This window comes from Pseudactinotalea sp. Z1739, from assembly GCF_049725055.1.
Classification (GTDB): Bacteria; Actinomycetota; Actinomycetes; order Actinomycetales; family Beutenbergiaceae; genus CALKWS01.
The window spans coordinates 114,042-135,179 of the sequence record NZ_JBMPQA010000009.1 but is presented as its reverse complement, the minus strand read 5'-3'; the positions used below and the strand labels follow the sequence as shown (position 1 = coordinate 135,179).

The 21,138-nt window shown below is 69.1% G+C and carries 16 protein-coding genes, 1 other RNA gene and 1 riboswitch; of the genes, 15 read left to right on the top strand and 2 right to left on the bottom strand.

The window, feature by feature from the left end; genetic code table 11:
- Positions 1–2 precede the first annotated feature (2 nt).
- The 10 genes from ACO0LV_RS13040 to ACO0LV_RS12995 all read left to right on the top strand — a co-directional run bounded on the left by ACO0LV_RS13040 (position 3) and on the right by ACO0LV_RS12995 (position 12,879).
- On the top strand, positions 3–1,496 hold the full coding sequence (locus ACO0LV_RS13040) for an aldehyde dehydrogenase family protein (protein ID WP_424788340.1): 1,494 nt from the start codon (positions 3–5) through the stop codon (positions 1,494–1,496).
- A gap of 79 nt (positions 1,497–1,575) precedes the next feature.
- Positions 1,576–3,288, top strand: a complete 1,713-nt coding sequence (locus ACO0LV_RS13035; RefSeq protein ID WP_424788339.1) for a DUF4091 domain-containing protein — start codon at positions 1,576–1,578, stop codon at positions 3,286–3,288.
- A gap of 90 nt (positions 3,289–3,378) precedes the next feature.
- Complete coding sequence (gene prfB, locus ACO0LV_RS13030; RefSeq protein WP_424788338.1) at positions 3,379–4,509, top strand: peptide chain release factor 2; 1,131 nt, start codon at positions 3,379–3,381, stop codon at positions 4,507–4,509.
- Positions 4,510–4,915: 406 nt separating this feature from the next.
- Positions 4,916–5,605: a cell division ATP-binding protein FtsE gene (gene ftsE, locus ACO0LV_RS13025; protein ID WP_424788337.1), complete on the top strand. Its 690-nt coding sequence runs from the start codon at positions 4,916–4,918 to the stop codon at positions 5,603–5,605.
- Positions 5,606–6,520 carry a permease-like cell division protein FtsX gene (gene ftsX / locus ACO0LV_RS13020; RefSeq protein WP_424788336.1) on the top strand — a complete coding sequence of 305 codons (915 nt, stop codon included), beginning with the start codon at positions 5,606–5,608 and terminating at the stop codon, positions 6,518–6,520. It abuts the gene before it with no gap.
- Between the two features lies 1 nt (position 6,521).
- The gene (locus tag ACO0LV_RS13015) at positions 6,522–8,156 is read left to right on the top strand and encodes a peptidoglycan DD-metalloendopeptidase family protein (RefSeq protein ID WP_424788335.1); all 1,635 of its coding nucleotides are present in this window, start codon (positions 6,522–6,524) and stop codon (positions 8,154–8,156) included.
- Positions 8,157–8,494: 338 nt separating this feature from the next.
- On the top strand, positions 8,495–9,001 hold the full coding sequence (gene smpB / locus ACO0LV_RS13010; protein WP_424788334.1) for an SsrA-binding protein SmpB: 507 nt from the start codon (positions 8,495–8,497) through the stop codon (positions 8,999–9,001).
- Positions 9,002–9,062: 61 nt separating this feature from the next.
- Entirely contained in the window at positions 9,063–11,057 is a 1,995-nt protein-coding gene (locus tag ACO0LV_RS13005; RefSeq protein WP_424788333.1) for a DUF2207 domain-containing protein, read from the top strand.
- Between the two features lie 114 nt (positions 11,058–11,171).
- Positions 11,172–11,539, top strand: a transfer-messenger RNA (tmRNA) gene (gene ssrA / locus ACO0LV_RS13000).
- Between the two features lie 131 nt (positions 11,540–11,670).
- Positions 11,671–12,879 carry a glycosyltransferase gene (locus tag ACO0LV_RS12995; RefSeq protein WP_424788332.1) on the top strand — a complete coding sequence of 403 codons (1,209 nt, stop codon included), beginning with the start codon at positions 11,671–11,673 and terminating at the stop codon, positions 12,877–12,879.
- Positions 12,880–12,930: 51 nt separating this feature from the next.
- On the opposite strand, the gene ACO0LV_RS12990 is transcribed toward ACO0LV_RS12995, so the two are convergent.
- Positions 12,931–13,917 carry a LacI family DNA-binding transcriptional regulator gene (locus tag ACO0LV_RS12990; protein ID WP_424788331.1) on the bottom strand — a complete coding sequence of 329 codons (987 nt, stop codon included), beginning with the start codon at positions 13,915–13,917 and terminating at the stop codon, positions 12,931–12,933.
- A 317-nt stretch (positions 13,918–14,234) separates the two neighbouring features.
- Between ACO0LV_RS12990 and ACO0LV_RS12985 the strand changes: the two genes are divergently transcribed.
- From ACO0LV_RS12985 to ACO0LV_RS12970, 4 genes are all read left to right on the top strand, one after another.
- Entirely contained in the window at positions 14,235–15,893 is a 1,659-nt protein-coding gene (locus ACO0LV_RS12985) for an extracellular solute-binding protein (protein ID WP_424788330.1), read from the top strand.
- 80 nt (positions 15,894–15,973) lie between these two features.
- The gene (locus ACO0LV_RS12980) at positions 15,974–17,014 is read left to right on the top strand and encodes an ABC transporter permease (RefSeq protein ID WP_424788329.1); all 1,041 of its coding nucleotides are present in this window, start codon (positions 15,974–15,976) and stop codon (positions 17,012–17,014) included.
- Positions 17,011–17,940 (top strand): carbohydrate ABC transporter permease, encoded by a 930-nt coding sequence (locus tag ACO0LV_RS12975; RefSeq protein WP_424788371.1) that lies wholly within the window; start codon positions 17,011–17,013, stop codon positions 17,938–17,940. The genes ACO0LV_RS12980 and ACO0LV_RS12975 overlap by 4 nt, the downstream gene beginning before the upstream one ends.
- A 168-nt stretch (positions 17,941–18,108) precedes the next feature.
- On the top strand, positions 18,109–19,344 hold the full coding sequence (locus ACO0LV_RS12970; RefSeq protein ID WP_424788328.1) for an endo-1,4-beta-xylanase: 1,236 nt from the start codon (positions 18,109–18,111) through the stop codon (positions 19,342–19,344).
- A gap of 177 nt (positions 19,345–19,521) precedes the next feature.
- Here the strand turns inward: ACO0LV_RS12970 and ACO0LV_RS12965 are convergent, their stop codons facing one another.
- Positions 19,522–20,076, bottom strand: coding sequence for a cob(I)yrinic acid a,c-diamide adenosyltransferase (locus ACO0LV_RS12965; RefSeq protein ID WP_424788327.1), 555 nt, complete (start codon positions 20,074–20,076; stop codon positions 19,522–19,524).
- Positions 20,077–20,237: 161 nt separating this feature from the next.
- Positions 20,238–20,306: riboswitch (cobalamin riboswitch) on the top strand.
- Between the two features lie 123 nt (positions 20,307–20,429).
- Here ACO0LV_RS12965 and ACO0LV_RS12960 point away from each other — a divergent pair.
- Positions 20,430–21,137 carry a hypothetical protein gene (locus ACO0LV_RS12960; protein WP_424788326.1) on the top strand — a complete coding sequence of 236 codons (708 nt, stop codon included), beginning with the start codon at positions 20,430–20,432 and terminating at the stop codon, positions 21,135–21,137.
- Position 21,138 lies beyond the last annotated feature (1 nt).

Below are 21,138 nucleotides of genomic sequence, written 5' to 3'. Positions count from 1 at the left end.
CGATGAGCGCCACCACCACCTCTCACCCGATGTCGGAGGTGCTACGCCTGCAGCGCAAGGCCTTCCACCGTGACGGTCCCCCCGATGCGGCCACCCGGCGAGAGCGGATCGACCGGTTCGCCCGCGCTGTGGTCTCCCACTCCGACGAACTCGCCGAGGCGATCTCGGCCGACTTCGGCAACCGGCCCCCGATTCTGTCGCTGGTGGCCGACGTCGCCGCCTTCGCCATGGAGGCCGAGACGCTGCGCTCGGGCCTGGGGCGGTGGATGCGCCGGCGCCCGGCCGGCAGTCGGGTGGGCTCGGCCGCGCTGCGCCTGGCCGGGATGCCCGCCTGGATCCAGCCCTCCCCGTTGGGCGTGGTGGGCGTGATGGGGGTGTGGAACTACCCGATCAACTTCTCCGCGGTTCCCGCGGTCAGTGCGCTGGCGGCCGGCAACCGGGTGATGATCAAGATGTCGGAGGAGGTGCCCCAGACCGCCGAGGTGTTCGCCAACGCCATCCATGACGCCTTCGACGTCGAGGAGGTCGCGGTGCTCACCGGGGACGTCCAGGTCTCCAAGGACTTCGCCGCTCTGGACCTGGACCACCTGCTGTTCACCGGTTCGGCGGCCACCGGTTCGCAGGTGATGGCTGCGGCTGCGGCGAACCTGACCCCGGTCACGCTGGAACTGGGCGGGAAGAACCCGGTGGTGATCTCCGAGCACACCGCCGCCGACCGCAAGCGACTGCGCCGCGCCGCCGAGCGGGTGGCCCGCTCCCGCCTGATCAACGGCGGACAGACCTGCCTGTGTCCCGAGCGGGTGTACGTGCCGGAGGAGGCCACCCGGACGTTCGTGCAGGAGGTGTTCAACACCTGGGGCCGGGACCTGCCGGAGTTGTTCGAGCGGGGTGAGGTCACCACGATCATCAACGAGGAGGCCCACGAGCGGATCGAGGACCTGCTGGCCGACGCCGAGAACCACGGCGCCCAGGTGATCGGGTCGGTGCGGTCCGACGCCGAGGGCACCGACGCGATGCGCGCGGCCCGGCTGATCTCACCCACCGTGGTGCTGAACGTGACCGAGAAGATGCGCATCGACACCGAAGAGGTCTTCGGTCCGGTACTGCAGGTTCAGCCCTACCGGGACCTGGGCCGGGTGCTGGACGACCTTGCCGAGCGGCCGGCGCCCTTGGTGTCGACGTGGTTCGGCCCGGACGACGGCGACTTCCGCACCTTCGTAGCCCGCACCCGTTCCGGGGGAGTGGCCCGCAACGACTTCGCACTCACCAATGTGGTGCCGGGCACCCCGTTCGGTGGGGTGGGCGCCTCCGGCATCGGCCACCATCACGGCAAATTCGGGTTCGACCGGTTCTCCCACCTGCGCACGGTCGGTGGGTCCAACCTGCCGGTCTCGGTGGCACGCCTGCTCGGGGGGCCCGGGGACACCCGGGTGAGCCAGGTGGTGCGCGGCGGTCTGGACGCCTACAGCCGCGTGCTGGGGCGCCGGCTGCGCTGAAGCCGGGGCTCGCGGCGAGTGGTGCCGCTCGGGACCCGGTGGTCCCAGTAGCACTCTGCGAGCCCGTATCGTGGAAGATATGACCGAGGCGACGATGACTGGGCCGATCCAGCGCACCCACCCCTATCCCAGGCCGGACTGGACCTTCGTATGCGCCGATGCGCTGACCAAGGTGTTCCCCGACGACGTGCCACCGGCGGCCGCGCAGGACGAACTCAGCGGGTTCCTCGGGGAGACCCTCTCGTTCCAGGTGGCCTACCTTCCCCCCGCCCATGGCAGTGGGGGCGGGGACCGCATCCGGGTCGAGGTGGACGAGGCGTCCGCGCCGTTCACCGTTGTGAGCACGGTCGAACTGGTCCCGGTGACGTTGGCGGCCTTCGACGGACATGACGCCGGCTACCTGCGAGACGCGCCGGGGTTGTACCCGGACCTGCTCAAGCCACTTCCGGATGGTGCCCTGGTGCGGCCGTTGGCCGCGTCGTGGGGTGCCCTCTGGTTCGACGTCCGCATCGACGAGGCCGAGAACGCCGGTTCGCGCACCGTGGGAGTGCGGATCGTGCGGGAGTCCGACTCCCAGGTGCTGTACCAGGTCGATGTGCCCGTGCAGGTGCACCCGGTGGACCTGCCCGGCCTGGACATCATCAACACCCATTGGCTCCATGCTGATTGCCTGGCCGACTACTACGGGGTCGAGGCCTTCAGTGCGGAGCACTGGGAGCGCCTGGACGCGTTCATCGGCGCCGCCGCACGGATGCGGGCGACCTCCCTGCTCACCCCGACCTGGACGCCGCCCCTGGACACGGCCGTGGGTGGCACCCGGACTCCGGTGCAACTCGTGGGTATCGCCGACGAGGGCAACGGGTACGCCTTCGACTTCTCCCGTCTGGGTCGGTGGCTGGCGTTGTGTCGCAAGCACGGCATCACCACCGTCGAGATCGCGCATCTGTTCACCCAGTGGGGGGCGAAGGCGACTCCGGCGATCTACGTGGACACCCCCAGTGGTCGGGAGCACCGTTTCGGCTGGCACGTGCCGGCCACCGACCCGCAGTACCGAGATCTGCTGGAGCAACTGCTGCCGGCGCTGCGCGCCTACCTGGACCAGGAGTGGTCGGAGGGATCAGTGCTGTGGCACATCAGCGATGAGCCGCACCCGGCAGACCGCGACAGTTACCTCGCGGCCCGGGAGGTGGTCCACGACCTGCTCGCCGGTGCGGACGTGGCCGACGCCCTCAGCGATTTTGACTTCGTCGATGCCGTCGCCATCCCGATCGTGGCCACCGATGCGGTGGAACCGTTCCGCGCCGCGGGGATGAATCCCTTCGTCTACTACTGCGTCTCCCAGCACACCGACGTGGCCAACCGGTTCATCGCGATGCCCTCGGTGCGCAACCGCGTCCTCGGCCGGCAGTTGTTCGTGAACCGGGCGCCCGGTTTCCTGCACTGGGGCTTCAACTTCTGGAACACCCAGTTCTCGCTCGGTTCCCTCGATCCGTTCGCCGACACCTGCGCGGGCGGGGCGTTCCCCGGTGGGGACGCCTCCATCGTGTACCCGGCGCCGGACGGGACGGCTTGGCCGTCGGTGCGGTACCGGGTGCTCACCCAGGGGATGGATGACCATCGGGCCCTGCAGTTGCTGCGCGACCTCACCGATCACGACACGGCGGCGAGTTACGTGGACGAAGGTGGTGAACTCAGTTACTCCCGGTTCGACTACGACCGGCGCGCGCACCTGAGCGCACGGCAAGCAGTGGACGAGCGGATCCTGGCCGAACTAGCGGCACGGTCGAAGTAGCCGCACGGCCGGACCCGCCGGCCGCTTCCGCCGGGGTGAACCTGCGGTGGGGTGGGTGCCGCGGGGGTGCTGATCGCGTAACCTCGAGGTGTGGCCACTGACTTTCCCAGCGAGATCGCCGACCTACGCTCTACGCTCGCCTCGATCGAGGCGGTGAGCGATCCGGACGCCCTGCGCGCCCGGATCGCCGACTTGTCCGAGCAGGCCACGGCGCCGGACCTGTGGGACGACCAGGACAAGGCCCAGGCCGTGACCAGTCAACTCTCCTACGCCCAGGGGGAACTGGAGCGGATGAACAGGCTGGAGACCCGGATCGACGATCTGGGGGCTTTGGTGGAACTGGCCGAGGAGGAGGCCGACGCCGACACCCTCGCCGAGGCCGAGGCCGAACTGACCGCGATCAGAGACACGCTGTCCGAACTCGAGATCCGCACACTGTTGTCGGGGGAGTACGACCAGCGCGAAGCGGTCATCACCATCCGCGCCGGGGCCGGCGGTGTGGACGCGGCCGACTTCGCCGAGATGCTCATGCGCATGTACCTGCGCTGGGCCGAACGCAAGGGTTATCCCACTGCGGTGCTGGACACCTCCTACGCCGAGGAGGCGGGGCTGAAGTCGGCCACCTTCGAGGTGAAGGTTCCCTATGCCTACGGCACCTTGTCGGTGGAAGCCGGCACCCACCGGCTGGTCCGGATCTCCCCCTTCGACAACCAGGGCCGACGGCAGACCTCCTTCGCGGCGGTCGAAGTGATTCCACTGATCGAGAAGACCGACCACATCGACATCCCCGAGAACGAGATCAAGGTGGACGTCTACCGCTCCTCCGGCCCCGGTGGCCAGAGCGTGAACACCACCGACTCCGCGGTCCGGATGACCCACATCCCCACCGGAATCGTGGTGTCGATGCAGAACGAGAAGTCCCAGATCCAGAACCGGGCCGCGGCGCTGCGGGTGCTGCAGTCCCGACTGTTGCTGCAGCGCCAGCAGGAGGAGAACGCCGCCCAGAAGGCGATGGCCGGGGACGTCAAGGCCTCCTGGGGGGATCAGATGCGCTCCTACGTGCTGCAGCCGTACCAGATGGTCAAGGATCTGCGCACCGAGCACGAGGCCGGCAACCCGTCCTCGGTGTTCGACGGCGACATCGACGGTTTCATCGACGCCGGCATCCGCTGGCGCAAGAACACCCAAACCGCCGCCGCGGCCTCCGCCGCCAACGCCTGAGCCACCCGAACCCCCGGCCCCGGGCCCCCGGGCCCCCCGGGTTGCCGGAAGGCCCAGGTCCCCGGCCCCGGCCCCGTCGAAGCCAGCATTGTTCGGCTCAACTGGTTGCCTCAGCCGACTAATGCTGACTTCGCCGTGAGTTGGGGCTTGAGCCGGCGTGGGGAGTGGGAGTGGGCGTGGGCGCGGGCTTGGGCGACCACGTCGGCGACGGTGGCGGGTGAGGTGCCTCACGTCGTCGGGCGTTTTCGCTGATCGGAGGGCATCTACGGCCCGGAGTGGGGCATTGCTGGGGCACACCCGGCGTGTCATCCGTCGATGTGGCGCGGGCCCTTCCTATGATGCCAATGGCCAGGTATAACGCTTCCCCCGGTTTGCCCTACTGTCGAGACTGGCCGGAATTGCCCTCGTGATCCGTTTCCAGAAGGTCTCCAAGGTCTACGCCCGCGGGGCTCGGCCTGCACTGGACCGAATCGAACTGGAGGTCGAGCGCGGGGAGTTCCTGTTCCTCGTGGGTGCCTCCGGTTCGGGTAAGTCGACGTTCCTGCGCCTGGTGCTGCGCGAGGAACGCCCCACCAGCGGCAAGGTATTCGTGGCAGGCAGGGACCTGTCCAAGATCTCCCAATGGAAGGTCCCGCACCTGCGCCGGACCATCGGCACGGTCTTCCAGGACTTCCGGTTGCTGCAGTCCAAGACCGTGTTCGAGAACGTGGCGCTCGCGCTGCAGGTGATCGGTAAACCCCGTCACCACGTGATGTCCACTGTGCCCGAAACCCTCGAACTGGTCGGCCTGGCCGGCAAGGAACGACGCCTGCCGGCCGAGTTGTCCGGCGGGGAGCAGCAGCGGGTGGCGATCGCGCGGGCGTTCGTGAACCGGCCGGCGATCCTGCTGGCCGACGAGCCCACCGGGAACCTGGACCCTTCCACCTCGGTGGGGATCATGCGGCTGCTGGACCGGATCAACCGCACCGGTACCACGATCGTGATGGCCACCCACGACGACGAGATCGTGGACCAGATGCGCAAACGAGTCGTGGAACTGGTCGATGGGCAGATGGTGCGCGACCAGGCCAGAGGCGTCTACGGGGCGGAGCGTTAAATGAGACTCCGATTCGTTCTCTCCCAGTGTTTCCAGGGCCTGCGCGCGAACCTGGCGATGGCCGTGTCGGTGATGCTGGTGACCTTCGTGTCACTGACCTTCGTGGGCGCGGCCGTGCTGGTGCAGATGCAGATCGCCAACATGAAGGACGACTGGTACGACGCCGTGGAGGTCTCGGTGTTCCTGTGCCCGGAGTCCTCCTCGGTGCCCACCTGCGCCTCCGGCGAGGTGTCCGATGAGCAGGCCTCCGAGGTCCTCGGTGTGTTGGAGTCGGAGGCGTTGAGCCCGTACGTGCAGGAGGTGTACACCGAGACCAAGGAGGAGGCCCACGAGGCCTTCCAGGATCAGTTCGGTGAGCAGGACTGGGCCAGCCGCGTCTCCGCGGACCAGATGCAGATGTCCTACCGGGTGTCCCTGCACGACCCGGAGCAGTACCAGGTGGTGGCCGATGAGGTCTCGGGCCGGCCCGGGGTGGAGTCGGTGGTGGACCAGCGCGCCATCCTTGAGCCGCTGTTCCTGGTCCTGAACCGGGTCACCGCCCTGGCCGCCGGGCTTGCCGGGGTCATGACGCTGACCGCGGTGCTGCTGATCACCACCACGATCCGGCTCTCGGCGATGAGCAGGTCCAAGGAGACCTCGATCATGCGCCTGGTGGGCGCATCGAACTTCTTCATCCAGTTGCCCTTCATGCTCGAAGGAGCCATCGCCGCGCTGGCTGGGGCAGCGCTGGCGATCAGCGGGTTGTGGCTGGCCGCGAACTACCTGATCGAGGGGTGGTTGGCCGAGTCGTTCGTCTGGGTGAACTTCGTGGGCACAGGGGATGTGTGGACGATCGCGCCGTTGCTGGTCGGGATCGGGATTCTCCTTGCCGCTGTCAGTTCGCTGGTCAGCCTGAGCCGATACACGAAGGTGTGAGATGTCTGCGCAGTTGAGTTCTCCCGGTCCGAAGACCTCGAAACCGGATACCTCGAGTCCGAGTGCTTCGAGCCCGGGTGCCGCAGGCCCGAGTGCCTCGAGCCCGTGGACGGCGTTCCGCGCCCGGGTAGCGGAGTGGCCCACCCGGGTGCGGGGGATCTCCGCCCGGATGCTGGCCCTGTGGCTGGCGGTGGTGGTGGGGGCGCTGGCCTTCGCCGTGCCTGCCCAGGCGGACCGGCTCGGCGAACTGCGCGACTCCCGATCGGAACTGGAGCAGCAGCAACAGGAGAACCAGCGCGAGCACGAAGAAGTCACCTCCGCCCTGGAGGGCACAAACGTGGATCTGGCCGAGACCTACCTGGAACTGGACTCGATCAACCGCCGTCTGCCCATCGCCGAAGCCGAACTGGTGCAGGCCAACGAGGAACTGGCCGCAGCAGAGCGGCACCGGGACTCGGTCCAGGGCCGCCTTGAGGTGGCCCAGGCCCAACAGGCGGATCTGAGTGCGGAGATCGCCACCGGCGAGGAGGAGATCGTCGGCACCGAATCAGCGATGGGGGAGGTAGCCCGGTCCACCTACCGCGGCGGGCCGGGGATCAGCGCGATCACTGTGGTACTCGATGCCTCCAGCCCCTCAGAGTTCGCCAACCAGTACTCGGTGATGAACTCGGCGATGCGTACCCAGAACCAGGCACTGGTGGACCTGGAGAACCTCTCGGCCGTGAACCGCAACCGTCAGGTCCGGCTGGAGGCGGTGGAAGCCCGGATCGACGACCTGCACGTGGAGGCCCAGGAGGCCGTGGCCGCCGCCGACGTCGCCCGCCAGGAGGCCCAGGACCTGGTGGTGGAGATCGAAGGGCTGAAGGCCGACCAGGAGGCCCGTGCGGCCGAACTGGAAGATCTGTCCGAGCAGTTCGAGTCCGAGCAGGCCAACCTGGAGGCTGAGAACGAGGCCCTGGCCTCCGAGATCGCTGAGATCCAGGCGGCGGAGGCCGCCGAGCGGGAGCGGCAGCGACGGATCGAGCGAGAGCGTCAGGAGCGGGAGCGTCAGGAGCGTGAACGGGCCGAGCGGGAGCGCCAGCAGCAACAATCCAGCCGCAGTTCGGGTTCGTCCGGGGGCGGTTCCGGCTCTGGTGGCTCCTCGGGCGGTTCGTCCAGCTCCGGTGGTTCATCCAGTTCGGGTGGTTCCTCCAGTTCCGGTGGTTCGTCCGGGGGCTCCTCGAACCAGATCTTCATCCGCCCCGTGACCGGCACGTGGCACGTGACGTCCAGCTACGGCTACCGCATCTACCCGATCACCGGCGGGCGCTTCTTCCACCGAGGCGTGGACCTGCGTTCGCACTGCGGTGAGGCTCAGCGCGCGACTGCCGCCGGCACCGTGGTGGCGGTGCGGCCCGCGCGCGGCAACGGCACCCACGGCAACCAGGTGATGATCAACCATGGGGTGATCGGCGGGAACTCCTACGTGACCGTGACGAACCACCTGTCCCGCTTCGCCGTCAGCCAGGGCCAGCGGGTCTCCCAGGGGCAGGTCATCGGATACACCGGGCTCACCGGGGCCGTGACCGGCTGCCACGTGCACTACGAGATCTGGCGTAACGGCTCCACCATCAACCCGATGTCGATGTTGCGCTGACCCTGGAGGCCCGCCCCACCCCACCGCGCCCGCCGCGCCCCGCCCGCCGCGTCGCGGGCCTGGGCCGAGAGCGATCCTCGCAGCCCAGGGCGAGTGCTGTGTGGCTCGCCCTCGGCGCGCGGGCTCGCCCTCGACGGCGGGGGACGCGGCAGGAGCGGCGGCTGGCCTTGGGCGGCCGGCGGCGGCGCGGCCGGGATGGGCGCGCTGCGCGGGCTGCGCGGGCTGCGCGGGCGGCAGGCGGGCGGCAGGCCGGCTGCGGGCCGGTTATGGGTTTCGCACGGCGCCGGTGGGTGGACTAGCCTGACCAAGCCGGAGAAGCGGGCGGAGGTGAGGCAGCGATGAGCAGCAAGAACAAGGGCGCCAAGAAGAAGGCGAAGGACCCTGCGAACGAGCGCACCCTCATCGCCAGCAACCGCCGCGCGCGGCATGACTTCCACATCGACGAGACCTTCGAAGCGGGCATCGCCCTGACCGGCACCGAGGTCAAGGCGCTGCGTGCCGGACGGGCCTCGCTCACCGACGGATGGGTCAACGTCGACCGTGGCGAGGCCTGGCTGGAGGGCGTGCACATCTCCGAGTACGCCCAAGGCACCTGGACCAACCACGCCCCCCGCCGTCGCCGGAAATTGCTGCTGCACCGTGAGCAGATCGACAAACTGGCCGCCAAGACCCGGGAGAAGGGCCACACCATCGTGCCCTTGAGGCTCTACTTCCTGCGCGGCCGGGCCAAGGTCGAGATCGCCCTGGCCCGCGGAAAGCGCGAGTGGGACAAGAGGCACGCGCTCCGGGAGAAGCAGGATGCCCGCGAGGCCGAGCGTGCGATGAGTCTGCGGCAGAGCCGCTGACGTGCCCGACGCCGTGACGCCGGCTGCTCTGTCACGTCCGGCCGGCCGTGGTCCGGCGCGCGTGTGGATCCTCGCCCTGCTGGGCGCCGCCGTGCTTGCCCTCCCGGCTCTGTTCGCGCCGCCGGCCCACGCCGCCGAGGACGAGTGGTCCATCACGCGCTACGAGATCGATGCCCAGTTCGATGCCGACGGCGTGGCGCAGGTGCAGGTCGATCTCGAGTTCGACTTCGGTGCCGAGGAGGCCCACGGTCCCTATCTGACCTTCGTGGACCGCCAACCCATCGACGACGACCCGGACCACTACCGGGTGCTGGAGTACTCCGGCTTCGAGGCCACCTCGCCCTCGGGGGCTCCCGCTGACGTGCGGGTGGAGGACGCCGACAACGCCGTCGCGGTCTACATCGGTGATGAGGACGTCGAGATCACCGGCCTGCAGCGCTACACAATGACCTATCGGGTGGAGGGGATCGCGGTCTCCGGGGTGGGGGACCAGGGGCAGGACGAGATCTACTGGCAGGTGATCGGCCAGGACTTCGAGGTGCCACTCGCGCAGATCCGCATCACCGTGTCCGCCGCCGAAGCGCCCGAGGAGGCAGCCTGCTGGGCCGGGGACCCTGGCGCGGACGTGGAGTGCTCGGCCACGGTGGTCGGCTCCGAGGGTGCCGAACTGCATCAGGGACTGTTGCATCCCGGTCAGCCGATGTCGGTGGCGGTGCAGTTTCCCGCCGACACCTTCGGCGGCGCCCAGCCGATCCTGACCACCCGGCACACCTTCGCCAACACGATCGGACTGACCCGGGCCACCGGGCTGGGTGCGGCCGGGGCCACTCTGTTCGGCGTCGGCCTCGTGGTGCTCGTGGCACGCGGGCGCGGACGCGATGAGCAGTACCTGGGCGTGACGCCCGGCCTCACCCCGGCACGCACCGGTGGCACCGCCCGCCTGGGTGACGATGGCGGCGATGGCGGTACCCGTGATGACGGTGCCCGCCATCACGATGCTGCCGGGGCTGCCGGGGCTGCCGGGGCTGCCGGGGCTGCCGGGGCTGCCGGGGCTGCCGCGACTGCCCCCGGCGTAACCGCAACCGAGCCCGACGACGAGGCCGTGGGTCCGCGCCGCGGCGGCCCGATCGCGGTGCAGTTCCAGCCGCCGGCAGGGGTGCGCCCGGGGGAGATGGGCACCCTGGCCGATGAGGTCGCCGATCCCCACGATGTGACCGCCACCATCGTGGACCTGGCCGTGCGTGGATACTTCCGGATCGAGGAGTACACCGGCGACGACGAGGCCCAGCAGTGGCGCCTCATCCGCCCCGAGCGTGCCCCCGAGTTGGACCATCCGGATCTGCTCGACTACGAGCGCGACGTACTCGCGACCCTCTTCCCCGGCCAGGAGCGCACGGTGGAGTTGCGGGAGATCGCCGGGGAGTTCTCCGCGATGCGCTCGCAGTTGCAGCAGGACCTGTACGCGGAGGTGACCGAGCGCGGCTGGTTCCGCACCTCCCCGGCCCAGGTGCGCACGCGCTGGTGGTTGGCCGCCATCGGCCTCTTCGTCGCCGGAGTCGTGCTCGGCCTCGTCCTGGCCTTCACCCTCGGACTGGGCGTGCTGGGGCTCCCGGTCATCGCCACCGCGGTCGCGGTGGCCGTAGCCGCCTCCTACGCCCCCGCGCGCACGGCGTCCGGAACCGCGGTGCTGGTGCAGTCGCTGGGCTTCAAGAAGTACCTGGAGACCGCGGAGGCGAACCAGTTGCGGTTCGAGGAGGGGGAGGACATCTTCTCCCGCTACCTGCCCTTCGCGATCGCCTTCGAGGTGACCGAGCGCTGGGCAAAGGTGTTCGAGGACGTCGCCCGCAGCGGCGGGCAGGTGCCCGAGCCGGATTGGTACTCCGGGCCGGCTCTGGGCTCGGCGTCCTGGGCCGGTGCCCTCGGTGCGTCGATGGCCTCCTTCTCCTCGGCCGCCGACGCGGCCGTGGTCTCCGCCGGCACCGGAGGTTCCGCCTTCTCCGGCGGAGGTGGGTTCGCCGGTGGCGGCGTCGGCGGCGGTGGCGGCGGGGGTTGGTAGTCCCGCCAGGGGCCCGCGCTGCGCGGGAATAGGTTCGCCGCCGGCGTGGTTATCCCTCTAGACTGGTGCCGCTGGCCCGCGCTTGCGCACTGGTCGGTGCAGAACAATTCCACAGGGGGTGATCGGTTTCGACGACGGTTGTCGTTCCAGGGGAAGCGAGTCGAGGATGCAAGGTCATCTCGTCAACGCTCCTTGCAAACCAATAGGTGCTGATTCCAAGCGCACCGACTTCGCACTCGCCGCCTGAGCGAGTCCTGAAGTCCGTCAGCCCGGGCTAGCTCTCGTCCCGGATCCTGGCGTCGACTAGAGAGCCACTGCTGGTAGTCCTCGTCACCGGGGCTACTGGGACACTCAGGTGACTGGGCCTGTCAGCGACTTGTCTGCGTGAGCGCTGGGGCCGAGAAAATCGATAGCAGACTGCACTCGGAGAAGCCCTGGGTCTTCACTGTCGGACGCGGGTTCAATTCCCGCCACCTCCACCCCTCGAGAAGGCCGGATCCACGTGGATCCGGCCTTCTCGTTCTGCTCCCACGTGGACCCGCGAGGCAGACCGGAGGTCTGTGGAACCGCCCCGATTGGGCCGAAGCCGTGGTGGCAGGCATAATCTGAACACATGCCGTCCGGAGCGCTGCGGCTTGCGCTGATCAGCCTGCACACCTCGCCGTTGGCCGACGTCGGGTCCGGCGACGCCGGGGGCATGAACGTGATGCTGCGGCACAGCGCCGACGCGCTCGCGGGCCTGGGACACCAGGTGGAGATCTTCACCCGACGGGCCGCCGCGGATCTCCCGGACCGCCTCGAGCTACCCAGCGGCGTGGTGGTCCATCACCTCAGCGCCGGCCCGCCCGCCCCGGCCGGCAAACGTGAGCACGAGGACTTCATCGCCCCCTTCGGTGCGGCGCTGGCCGCGCAGTGGAGCGACTGGGACATCGTGCACTCCCACCACTGGTTCTCCGGGATGGCCGCCCAGCCCCTCGCCGTCGACCATGGCCGCCCGCACGTGCAGACCTACCACTCCATCGCCGCGCCCAACGGGCGTCCGCTCGGTGAGGGTGAACCACCGGAGGGTCCCGGGAGGATCGACGGTGAACGTCACCTCGCAAAGACCAGCGACGCCGTGCTCGCGGTCAGCCACGCCGAGGCCGCCACGGTCACCGGCCGCCTGGGCGCCGGCGGCGAGCGGGTGTTCGTGGTGCCGCCGGGGGTGGATGTGGATCTGTTCCACCCCATCGAGGGCGAGCCTCGCTCCACACTGGTGCTGGCGGCCCGCCTCGAGCCGCTCAAGGGCGTGGACCTGGCGATCCGCGCCCTGGCACTGCTGCCTGCGCAGATCCGACCGGACCTGCACGTGCTCGGAGCCCCCTCGGGCGCCTACCCCGGCTATGACGAGGAGTTGCGGGCCCTCGCCGCCGAGCTCGGCGTGGCGACCCGGTTGCAGTTCAACGGCGCGGTCGCCCGGGCCCGGCTCGCACGCTGCTTCGCCACCGCTCGCGCGGTGCTGGTGCCCTCGCACTCCGAGAGCTACGGGCTCACCGCGCTGGAGGCCTCGGCCTGCGGGGTCCCGGTGATCGCCTCCGGCGCCGGGGGGCTGCGCGAGGCGGTCCACGACGGCGTCACCGGCCTGATCGTGCCCAGCCGCGACCCGCAGCACTGGGCCGACGCGATCGCAGGGATGCTCACCGATCCGGACCGCGCTGCCGCGCTGGGACAACACGGTCGCGAACTGGCGCTGAGGCGCACCTGGCGGGCCACCGCGCAAGGCTGGGAGCGGGTCTACCGGCGGCTCCTGGGTGCGGGCACGCCCCCAACAGGGCTGGGCTGACCGCCGCGCCGGGTAGCCACCGGCCCGGGTCCTGCGACCGCAACAGGGCCGTCACCGGGTGGAGCCACGCACCACCAGGGAGACCGGGCTGACGATGTGTTCCGCGGGCACCTCGTCCCCGGCGATGCGCTGCTCCAGGAGGCGCATCGCCTCACCGGTGACGAACTCGTGGTTGGCGTCGATGCTGGTCAGGCCCGGATGTAGGTAGTCCGAGATCGCGAGGTTGTCGAAGCCGGCCACCTGTGCACGGTCGGGAATGCTCACGCCGTGCTCCCAAAGCGCCGACATCGCCCCGAGCGCGAGCATGTCCGTGACGGCGAAGACCGCGTCGAAGGCCAGGCCCTCACCGAGCACGCCGCGCATCGCCTCCCGGGCGTCGTGCATCGTGTAGTCGCCCAACGGCACGATCAACCGGGGGTCGACGGCGAGACCGGCCTCGGCATGGGCGGCCTCCCAACCGGCCCGCCGGGAGGAGGAGATCCCGGCGTCCTCCTGCGCCGAACCGCCCAGCACGATGACGCGGCGCGCGCCGTTGGCGAGCATGTGTGCGGTGGCCAGCCGGGCGCCGTCCTCGTTGGCGAGCCGGATGTGATCGACCGACCTCGGCATCGTCCGCTCACCGAGCAGCACCAGTGGAACCCGGTGCCGGGCCTTCTCGATGTCCTCATGGCTGAGGCCGACGGTGGACAGCACCACGCCGTCGAACATCCGCAGCCGGGGCAGGGCGACCGCTTCCAGCTCGCTCTCGGTGCGCGCGCTGGTGCGTTCCAGCACCAGATGCCGGCCGGTGGCCTCGACGTGGATGGCCAACTCATCAGCGATGTCACTGAAGTAGTCATGGAAACTCGGCGCGATGAAGGCGATCGCGTTCGACCGCCCGACCCGGAGATGGCGAGCGGTCAGGTTGACCTGGTACCCGAGTTCCTCGGCGACCAGGTGGATCCTGGCGCGGGTCTCGGGGGACACCCGGCCGCGGTTGGTCAACGCGTTCGAGACGGTCGCCACCGTAACGCCGGTGCGCTGAGCGATATCGCTCATGGTGACCATGGTGAACCTCCGAGCGCCGATTGTCGCAGATTTTTCGAGGCGCATTGACGGCGGCGCCCCCTCATGCCACACTCTACGTGCTTGATCGATTAATCACGTGCGATCCCAACGATGCGAGAGAGGGCTACCGAACGCGCGCAGAATCGACGCCGTACAGAACGTCACCGGCGCAGGTGCCGGAGACCGCCGGATCGAGGCTTGCCCGATCCGGCATTCCATACCAGGCCCCCGGGCCCTTGTCCGCGGTCCTGACTCGAAGGAGAGGGAGACAGATGTCATCAGAGGCAACATCGTTTCGGCGCAAGCGCGTGAGTGCAGTCGGCGCCGCAACCCTGGCCGCGGTTCTCGGGCTGGCCGCGTGCGGCGGTGGGAACGGCGACGCCACGTCCGATCCGGGAAGCGGAGAGGGTGCCGAGGGCACCGGGGCCGCCGCGGGCGGACTTCAGTGCTCCTCGGAGAGCGTTGCCGACGAGCAATGGAGTGCCGCCGAGCCGGTCACCTTCTCCATGCTGTGGACCGACTGGCCGGAGAACCCGATCACCGACGACTGGATCCTCTTCGATGAGATCGCCGAGCGCACGAACGTGACGCTGGAACTGACCAACATGTCCTTCAGTGACGCCGAGGAGCGGCGCAGCCTGTTGATCAGCGCCGGTGACGCGCCGCAGATCATCCCACTCATCTACACCGGCGACGAGCGCCAGTACGCGGCCTCCGGTGCCGTGGTCCCGTTGAGCGACTACTCCGACTACATGCCCAACTTCACCAAGTACGTGCAGGAGTGGGAACTGGAAGACATGGTGGAGAACCTGCGCCAGGCCGACGGCAGGTACTACATGACGCCGGGGCTGCAGGAGGTCTCCGTCCCGGTCTTCACCCTCATCATCCGCCAGGACATCTTCGACGAGGTGGGCGCCCCGGCACCGGAGACCTGGGAGGACCTGCGCGAGGGTCTGGAACTGATCAAGGAGGCCTACCCGGACAGCCAGCCCCTCGCTGACGGATTCGAGGGCCACTCGATGTGGAACTACGCCTCGCACGCCTTCGGGACCGTAGCGGGCTGGGGGTTCGGCACCGGGATGTGGTTCGACGAGGACGCCGATGAGTTCGTCTACGCTCCCACCACCGACGGATACCGGGAGATGGTCACCTACTTCCACGGCCTGGCCGACGACGGGCTGCTGGACACCGAGTCGCTGACCGACGCCAACGACGGCATGGGCACGGTCACGGAGAAGTTCGCATCGGAGCAGGTGTTCGCTGCCTCGGGTGCCTCCGGCACCGTGCAGGAGTTCGCCCAAGCCCTCGATGCGGCCGGCGTCACCGACTACGAACTCACCCAGGTCGCCCCGCCCGGCGGCCCCGCCGGGCAAGTCGTGGAGCCGCGCAACTTCTGGAACGGGTTCATGCTGTCCTCACACGCGGCCGAGGATGAGAACTTCTGCGACCTGTTGCACTTCGTCGACTGGCTGTACTACAACCCCGAGGCCCGCGAGATGCTGCAGTGGGGCGTCGAGGGTGAGCACTACACCAAGGACGACGACGGCACCATCACGCTGAACCCCGAGTACTCCTTGGAGTCCTTCAACATCAACGTCGGCGCCGAGACCGACATCGGCGACCTCGGCTTCAGCAACGACGTGCTCGCCGGCTCGACCGAGTCCCGGGCGCTGAAGGAGTCCTACAACGCCCCGGAGTTCGTGGACTACATCGACACGGTGCTGTCCACCCGCACCCCACGCGACCCGTTCCCGAACGCCCCGCTGACCGAGGCGCAGCTGGAGCAGGCCGCGCTGTGGGGTACCCCCTTGAAGGACACCGTGGACACCGCGACCCTGGCGTTCATCATCGGCCAGCGCGACCTGTCCGAGTGGGACGCGTTCCTGGGCCAGTTGGAGTCCCAGGGGCTCTCCAGTTACGAGGACCTGGTCAACGAGGCCCGCGAGAACGCCGAGAACGGGGGCTGACACGCACCGTTTGCCGGTGGGCCGGCGGCACCACGCCGCCGGCCCATCGAGCTCGGTCAACTCTGGTGAAGGACTAACAGATGAGTTCAGTTCGCACAGCCGGCCCGGCACCCGGCGGCGAGGTGCTGGTGGGCGACGGAGCACCGGTGGGACAGGAACGCTCGTGGCGTCCCCGGCGCGGACCACGGTCCTGGCTGGCGCCGACGAAGAAGTCCACGAAGGTGCCCTGGCGCAAGGCACTCCGGCGCGACTGGGTGCTGTACGCCATGGCCCTGGTGCCCGTGATCTTCCTGCTGATCTTCCGGTACATGCCGATGGTGGGCAACGCCATCGCCTTCCGCCGGTTCCGGCCCGGGGGCAGCATCCTCGGGGACGAGTGGGTGGGCCTGCAGTACGTACGCATGTTCATCGCCGATCCCAACTTCTGGAACGTCTTCGCCAACACCGCGATCCTCGGGCTGCTCACGCTGGTGGTGTGCTTCCCGCTGCCGATCGTGCTGGCGCTGATGCTCAACGAGGTTCGCAAGCGCACCTTCAAACGGGTGATCCAGTCGATCTCCTACCTGCCGCACTTCCTCTCGGTGGTGATCGTGGTGGGCATGGTGATGCAGCTGCTCTCCGTGCAGGGCACCGTGAACCAGGTGATCGAGGCGTTCGGCGGTGAGGCCATCCCGTTCCTGCAACGGGCGGAGTGGTTCCGCACCATCTACGTCGGCTCCGAGGTCTGGCAGACCGTGGGGTGGGGCACGATCCTGTACCTGGCCGCGCTGACCACGGTCGATTCCTCCCTGTACGAAGCGGCGCGGATCGACGGGGCGAACCGGCTCCGGCAGACCTGGCACGTGACCCTGCCCGGGATCCGCCCGATGATGGTCACCCTGCTGATCCTCAACATCGGCACGTTCCTCAACGTCGGGTTCGAGAAGGTGCTCCTGCTCTACAACCCGTTGACCTATTCCACTGCCGACGTCATCTCCACCTATCTCTACCGCGTCGGCCTGGTCTCCAGCAATTTCAGTTATGCCGCTGCGATCGGGCTGTTCCAGGCGATCATCGGCTTGGTCATGGTCGTCAGCGCGAACCTCATATCCCGTCGACTGGTAGGAGCAAGCCTGTGGTGACCCAGCGCGCGATCACAGCCACACCGAGCGGGTCCGGAAAGCCGGTCGGTCCCAGCGACACCCGTGCGTACCGGATCTTCACCTGGGCCAACAACGGTGTGCTGATCCTGATCTCCATGCTGATGCTGTACCCGTTCATCACCGTGCTCGCACAGTCCTTCTCCAGTGCCGGTGCGGTCAACGCCGGGATGGTGAGTTTCTGGCCGGTCGGATTCAACACCGACACCTACCGGGCGGTGGCTCAGAACGACCTGTTCTGGAACTCCTACCGCAACACGGTGGTGTACACCGTGGTGGGCACCACCATCGCGATGGCGTTGACGACCGTGTTCGCCTACGTGCTCTCCAAGAAGCACCTGCGCGGCCGGAACTTCCTGATCGGACTCACGATCTTCACGATGTTCTTCAACGGGGGCATCATCCCCAACTACGTGCTCATCACGGCGCTGGGGATGAAGAACACCATGTGGGCGATGGTGATCCCCGGTGCCATCTCGGTGTTCAACCTGCTGGTGATGAAGTCCTTCTTCGAGAACCAACCCACCGAACTCGACGAGGCCGCACAGATCGATGGGCTGGGCTGGTTCGGGATCTTCACCCGTATCGTGCTTCCGCTGTCCAAGGCGGTCCTGGCCACGATGACGCTGTTCTACTCGGTGGCGCTCTGGAACGACTGGTTCGCCGCCTTCCTCTACCTGGACCGGCAGGACCTGTTCCCGGTGACCTTGTTCCTGCGTAACCTCATCGCGGGAGCATCCTCGGCAACGAGTGAGGGGGCGGCAATGGCGGGCAGTACCACCGCGGCGATCTCGGCCAACATCCAGGCGGTGACGATGATCCTGACGATCATCCCGATCGTGTGCGTCTACCCGTTCGTGCAGCGCTATTTCGTCTCCGGCATCATGCTCGGCTCGATCAAGGGCTGAGAGGCGGTCCACCAGCGGCACCCGGTCCGGTGCACGGGCCGTCCGCCACCGCCCGTCACCGTCCGCCCCCGTCCGCCACGCCCCCCCGCCCGCCACGCCCGCCCCGTCCGCCATGCCCTCCTGCCGGCCACGCTCGCCCCGTCCGCCATGCCATCGAAAGGAAACCCGATGTCCCTCGACCAACGAGACAGCGCCGCCGTCTCCGTGGACCACCGCAGAACCACCACGATGCTTCGCCTCACCGAAGCGGACGGCACCCCCCTCACCCGGCGCGAGGTCCGGCTCCAGCAACGGCAGCACGCATTCGGGTTCGGCTGCGCCGCCTTCGAGGTGGCCGATGCGGACCCTCCCTACCAGGACCTCTGGCTCAATCTCTTCGACACCGCGACGTTGCCCTTCTACTGGGGGCGGTACGAACCACAGCGGGGCCACACCCGGCGCGAGGCGTTGCTGCGCGCGGCCCGGTGGTTCGCCGAGCGGGAGGTCCGTCTGAAGGGGCACCCCCTGGTCTGGCACACGGTCAAGGCCCCATGGGTGGATCAGTTGTCCCTGGCCGAGGCCGAGGAGCTGCTGCGGGGCCGGATCCGGCGGGAGGTCGGTCACTTCGCGGGGCTGATCGACTCCTGGGACGCGATCAACGAGGTCGTGATCATGCCCAGGTTCACCAATGAACCCGATGGTGTGCCGAACGCGATCTCGCGGTTGTGCGCGCAGAAAGGGCGGGTGGAGATGGTGCGCCTGGCCGTGGAGGAGGCGCGCAGCGCCGGAGTGCGCCCGCACCTGGTGCTCAACGACTTCGACCTCGGACCCGAGTACGAGCATCTGATCGAGCAGGTCCTCGAGGCCGGGATCCAGATCGACGCCATCGGCTTGCAGTCCCACATGCATCAGGGTTTCCGTGGCCAGGAGTACCTGACCGAGACCTGCGACCGGTTCGCCAGGTTCGGCCTGCCGCTGCACTGGACCGAAACCACCCTGGTCTCCGGTGATCTCATGCCCGAGCACATCGAGGACCTCAACGATCACCGGGTCCCCGACTGGCCCAGCACGCCCGAGGGCGAGGAGCGCCAGGCCGCCGACATCGTGGCCCACTACACCGCGCTCGTCGCCCACCCCGCGGTCGACTCGGTCACCTACTGGGGCATCGGTGACGGCGGGGATGCCTGGCTGGGGGCCCCGGCCGGCCTGCTCCGGGCCGACGGCTCACCCAAACCCGCCTACCACGCGCTGCGGACCCTGGTCCGCGAGGACTGGTGGCTCACGCCGACCACCGGTCGCACCGATGATCAGGGCCGGGTGGAACTCAGCGGCTTCGCCGGGCGTTACGAGGTGGAAGCCGGTGGCGCGACGGCCGAGGTGGTGCTGGAGTCCGGGAACGAGGAGGTCACGGTGGTGCTGACCTGAGCACGGACCGTCGCTCGAACATCAGCACTACCGGGGCGGGGCCACCCGGATCGGGCGGGCCACCCGGACCGGGGCGGGGCCACCCAGGGGGACCGGTGCGGATCCACCGGACCCGCTGGTGGCCGGGTGCTCATGACGGAGTCCTCCCGGAGCCGCCCGCCGCCGGGAGTACCCGCCTCAGCCCCGGCTGGCCGGTTCGGATGCGGGTCCGCTGGCGTCCCGGGCGAGCACGTACAGCAGGTCGGAGAGCCGGTTCAGGTAGCGCAGCACCGGTTCGGCGACGACCGCCCCGGACCCCAGCGCTGCGACCGCGTGCCGCTCGGCCCGGCGCACCACGGTGCGCGCCACGTCCAGGTGAGCCGACGTCGTCGTCGTGCCCGGGACCAGGAAGACCGGCTCGAGCGGGCGCACGGTGAGGCGCTCGTCGATGATCTCCTCCAGGGCTGTGACCATGGCCTCGGTCACCAAGGACACGCCCTCCTCGAGCCGGTCACGCCGCTCCGGGTGGGTGGCCACATCGGCCCCGAGCACGAACAGCTCACGCTGCAGGTGCAGGATGAGTCCGGCCATGGACTCGTCCTCGCAGCCGGCGCGGGCAACCCCGAGCACGGCGATCGCCTCATCGACGTCACCGCTGGTCTCCACGACCAGATCGGCCTTGGACACCCGCCCGCCCAGGAATCGTCCGGTGGAGCCGTCATCGCCACGCTTGGTGTAGATCTTCGTCGCCATGTCCTCAGCATGGCACCACCAGGCTCTGCCAGGAAGGCCTCGCGCTGCCGGGGCCGAACGGGACGCCCGGGCGGATGGGGCGTGCCGGAGCCCACCCGGTGCTGGTGCCGGCGTTCCGCAGGCGGCGTGAAGCGGCTATGGTCGGACCAGGCCCTGCCGAGGGGAAGCCGGTGTGACTCCGGCACTGACCCGCAACCGTGAATCGGGACATCCCGATCAGTCGGAACACCTGGGTTGGGCCGGAAGAAGTGGCTCTGTCCGTCGTGGTCTGCGGAGGGGAGTCCGTAGGCGCCGGCGGTGCACGCGCACCCGGCGGGCCGAGGACCCTGCCGTGACCGCCAGAAAGGCGTCCGATGTCCTCCCTACGCACCCGCCCCCGGCGCAGGCTCGCGCTCGCGCTCACCGCCGCCGCCGTCCTCGTGCTCGCACCGGCCGCACTCGATGCCCCGGCGGCCGCCGACGCCGCGCCCGGTGCGGACGGGGTCACCGTGGTGGTGGACTTCACCGACCTGGGCGGGACGATCGAGGTCGGCTTCGCCCCGGGGGACCCCGCTAACGGTCGCGAGGCGCTGGAGGGTGCCGGCTTCACCGCCACCGACTCGACACCGGGGATGGTCTGCGCGATCGACGCGATGCCCGACCCGTGCCCGGAGGATTTCGACGGCTCCTTCTGGTCCTACTGGACCGGTACATCGGGGGAGTGGGTCGCGCACACCGCCGGTGCCGATGGCACCGATCCCGCACCCGGGGACATCGACGGCTGGCGCTACCACGACGGGACCGCCGGGCCCCAGATCACACCGCAGGACGCACTCGAGGAGAGCGCCTCAGGGGCCGGCGCCCCCGCGGACGACGGTGCGGACGGCGGGGAGGACGACGACGCTGCACCGGGGTCGGACGAAGCCGCCGCGGACGATGGTGCGGCCGACGACGACACCACCGACGACACCACCGACGACGGCACGGCCTGGGCCGGCACCACCATCTGGGTGGTGCTGGCGCTCGCCGTGCTCGTGCTCGCGATCGTGACCGCCGTCTGGCTGTACCGCCGGCGGCCCTGAG

Bases quoted from the DNA above. Each gene is read 5' to 3' on its own strand.
- ACO0LV_RS13040 (WP_424788340.1), top strand. From the start codon at position 3: ATGAGCGCCACCACCACCTCTCACCCGATGTCGGAGGTGCTACGCCTG.
- ACO0LV_RS13035 (WP_424788339.1), top strand. From the start codon at position 1,576: ATGACCGAGGCGACGATGACTGGGCCGATCCAGCGCACCCACCCCTAT.
- ftsX (WP_424788336.1), top strand. From the start codon at position 5,606: ATGAGACTCCGATTCGTTCTCTCCCAGTGTTTCCAGGGCCTGCGCGCG.
- ACO0LV_RS13015 (WP_424788335.1), top strand. From the start codon at position 6,522: ATGTCTGCGCAGTTGAGTTCTCCCGGTCCGAAGACCTCGAAACCGGAT.
- smpB (WP_424788334.1), top strand. From the start codon at position 8,495: ATGAGCAGCAAGAACAAGGGCGCCAAGAAGAAGGCGAAGGACCCTGCG.
- ACO0LV_RS12995 (WP_424788332.1), top strand. From the start codon at position 11,671: ATGCCGTCCGGAGCGCTGCGGCTTGCGCTGATCAGCCTGCACACCTCG.
- ACO0LV_RS12990 (WP_424788331.1), bottom strand. From the start codon at position 13,917: ATGAGCGATATCGCTCAGCGCACCGGCGTTACGGTGGCGACCGTCTCG.
- ACO0LV_RS12980 (WP_424788329.1), top strand. From the start codon at position 15,974: ATGAGTTCAGTTCGCACAGCCGGCCCGGCACCCGGCGGCGAGGTGCTG.
- ACO0LV_RS12970 (WP_424788328.1), top strand. From the start codon at position 18,109: ATGTCCCTCGACCAACGAGACAGCGCCGCCGTCTCCGTGGACCACCGC.
- ACO0LV_RS12965 (WP_424788327.1), bottom strand. From the start codon at position 20,076: ATGGCGACGAAGATCTACACCAAGCGTGGCGATGACGGCTCCACCGGA.
- ACO0LV_RS12960 (WP_424788326.1), top strand. From the start codon at position 20,430: ATGTCCTCCCTACGCACCCGCCCCCGGCGCAGGCTCGCGCTCGCGCTC.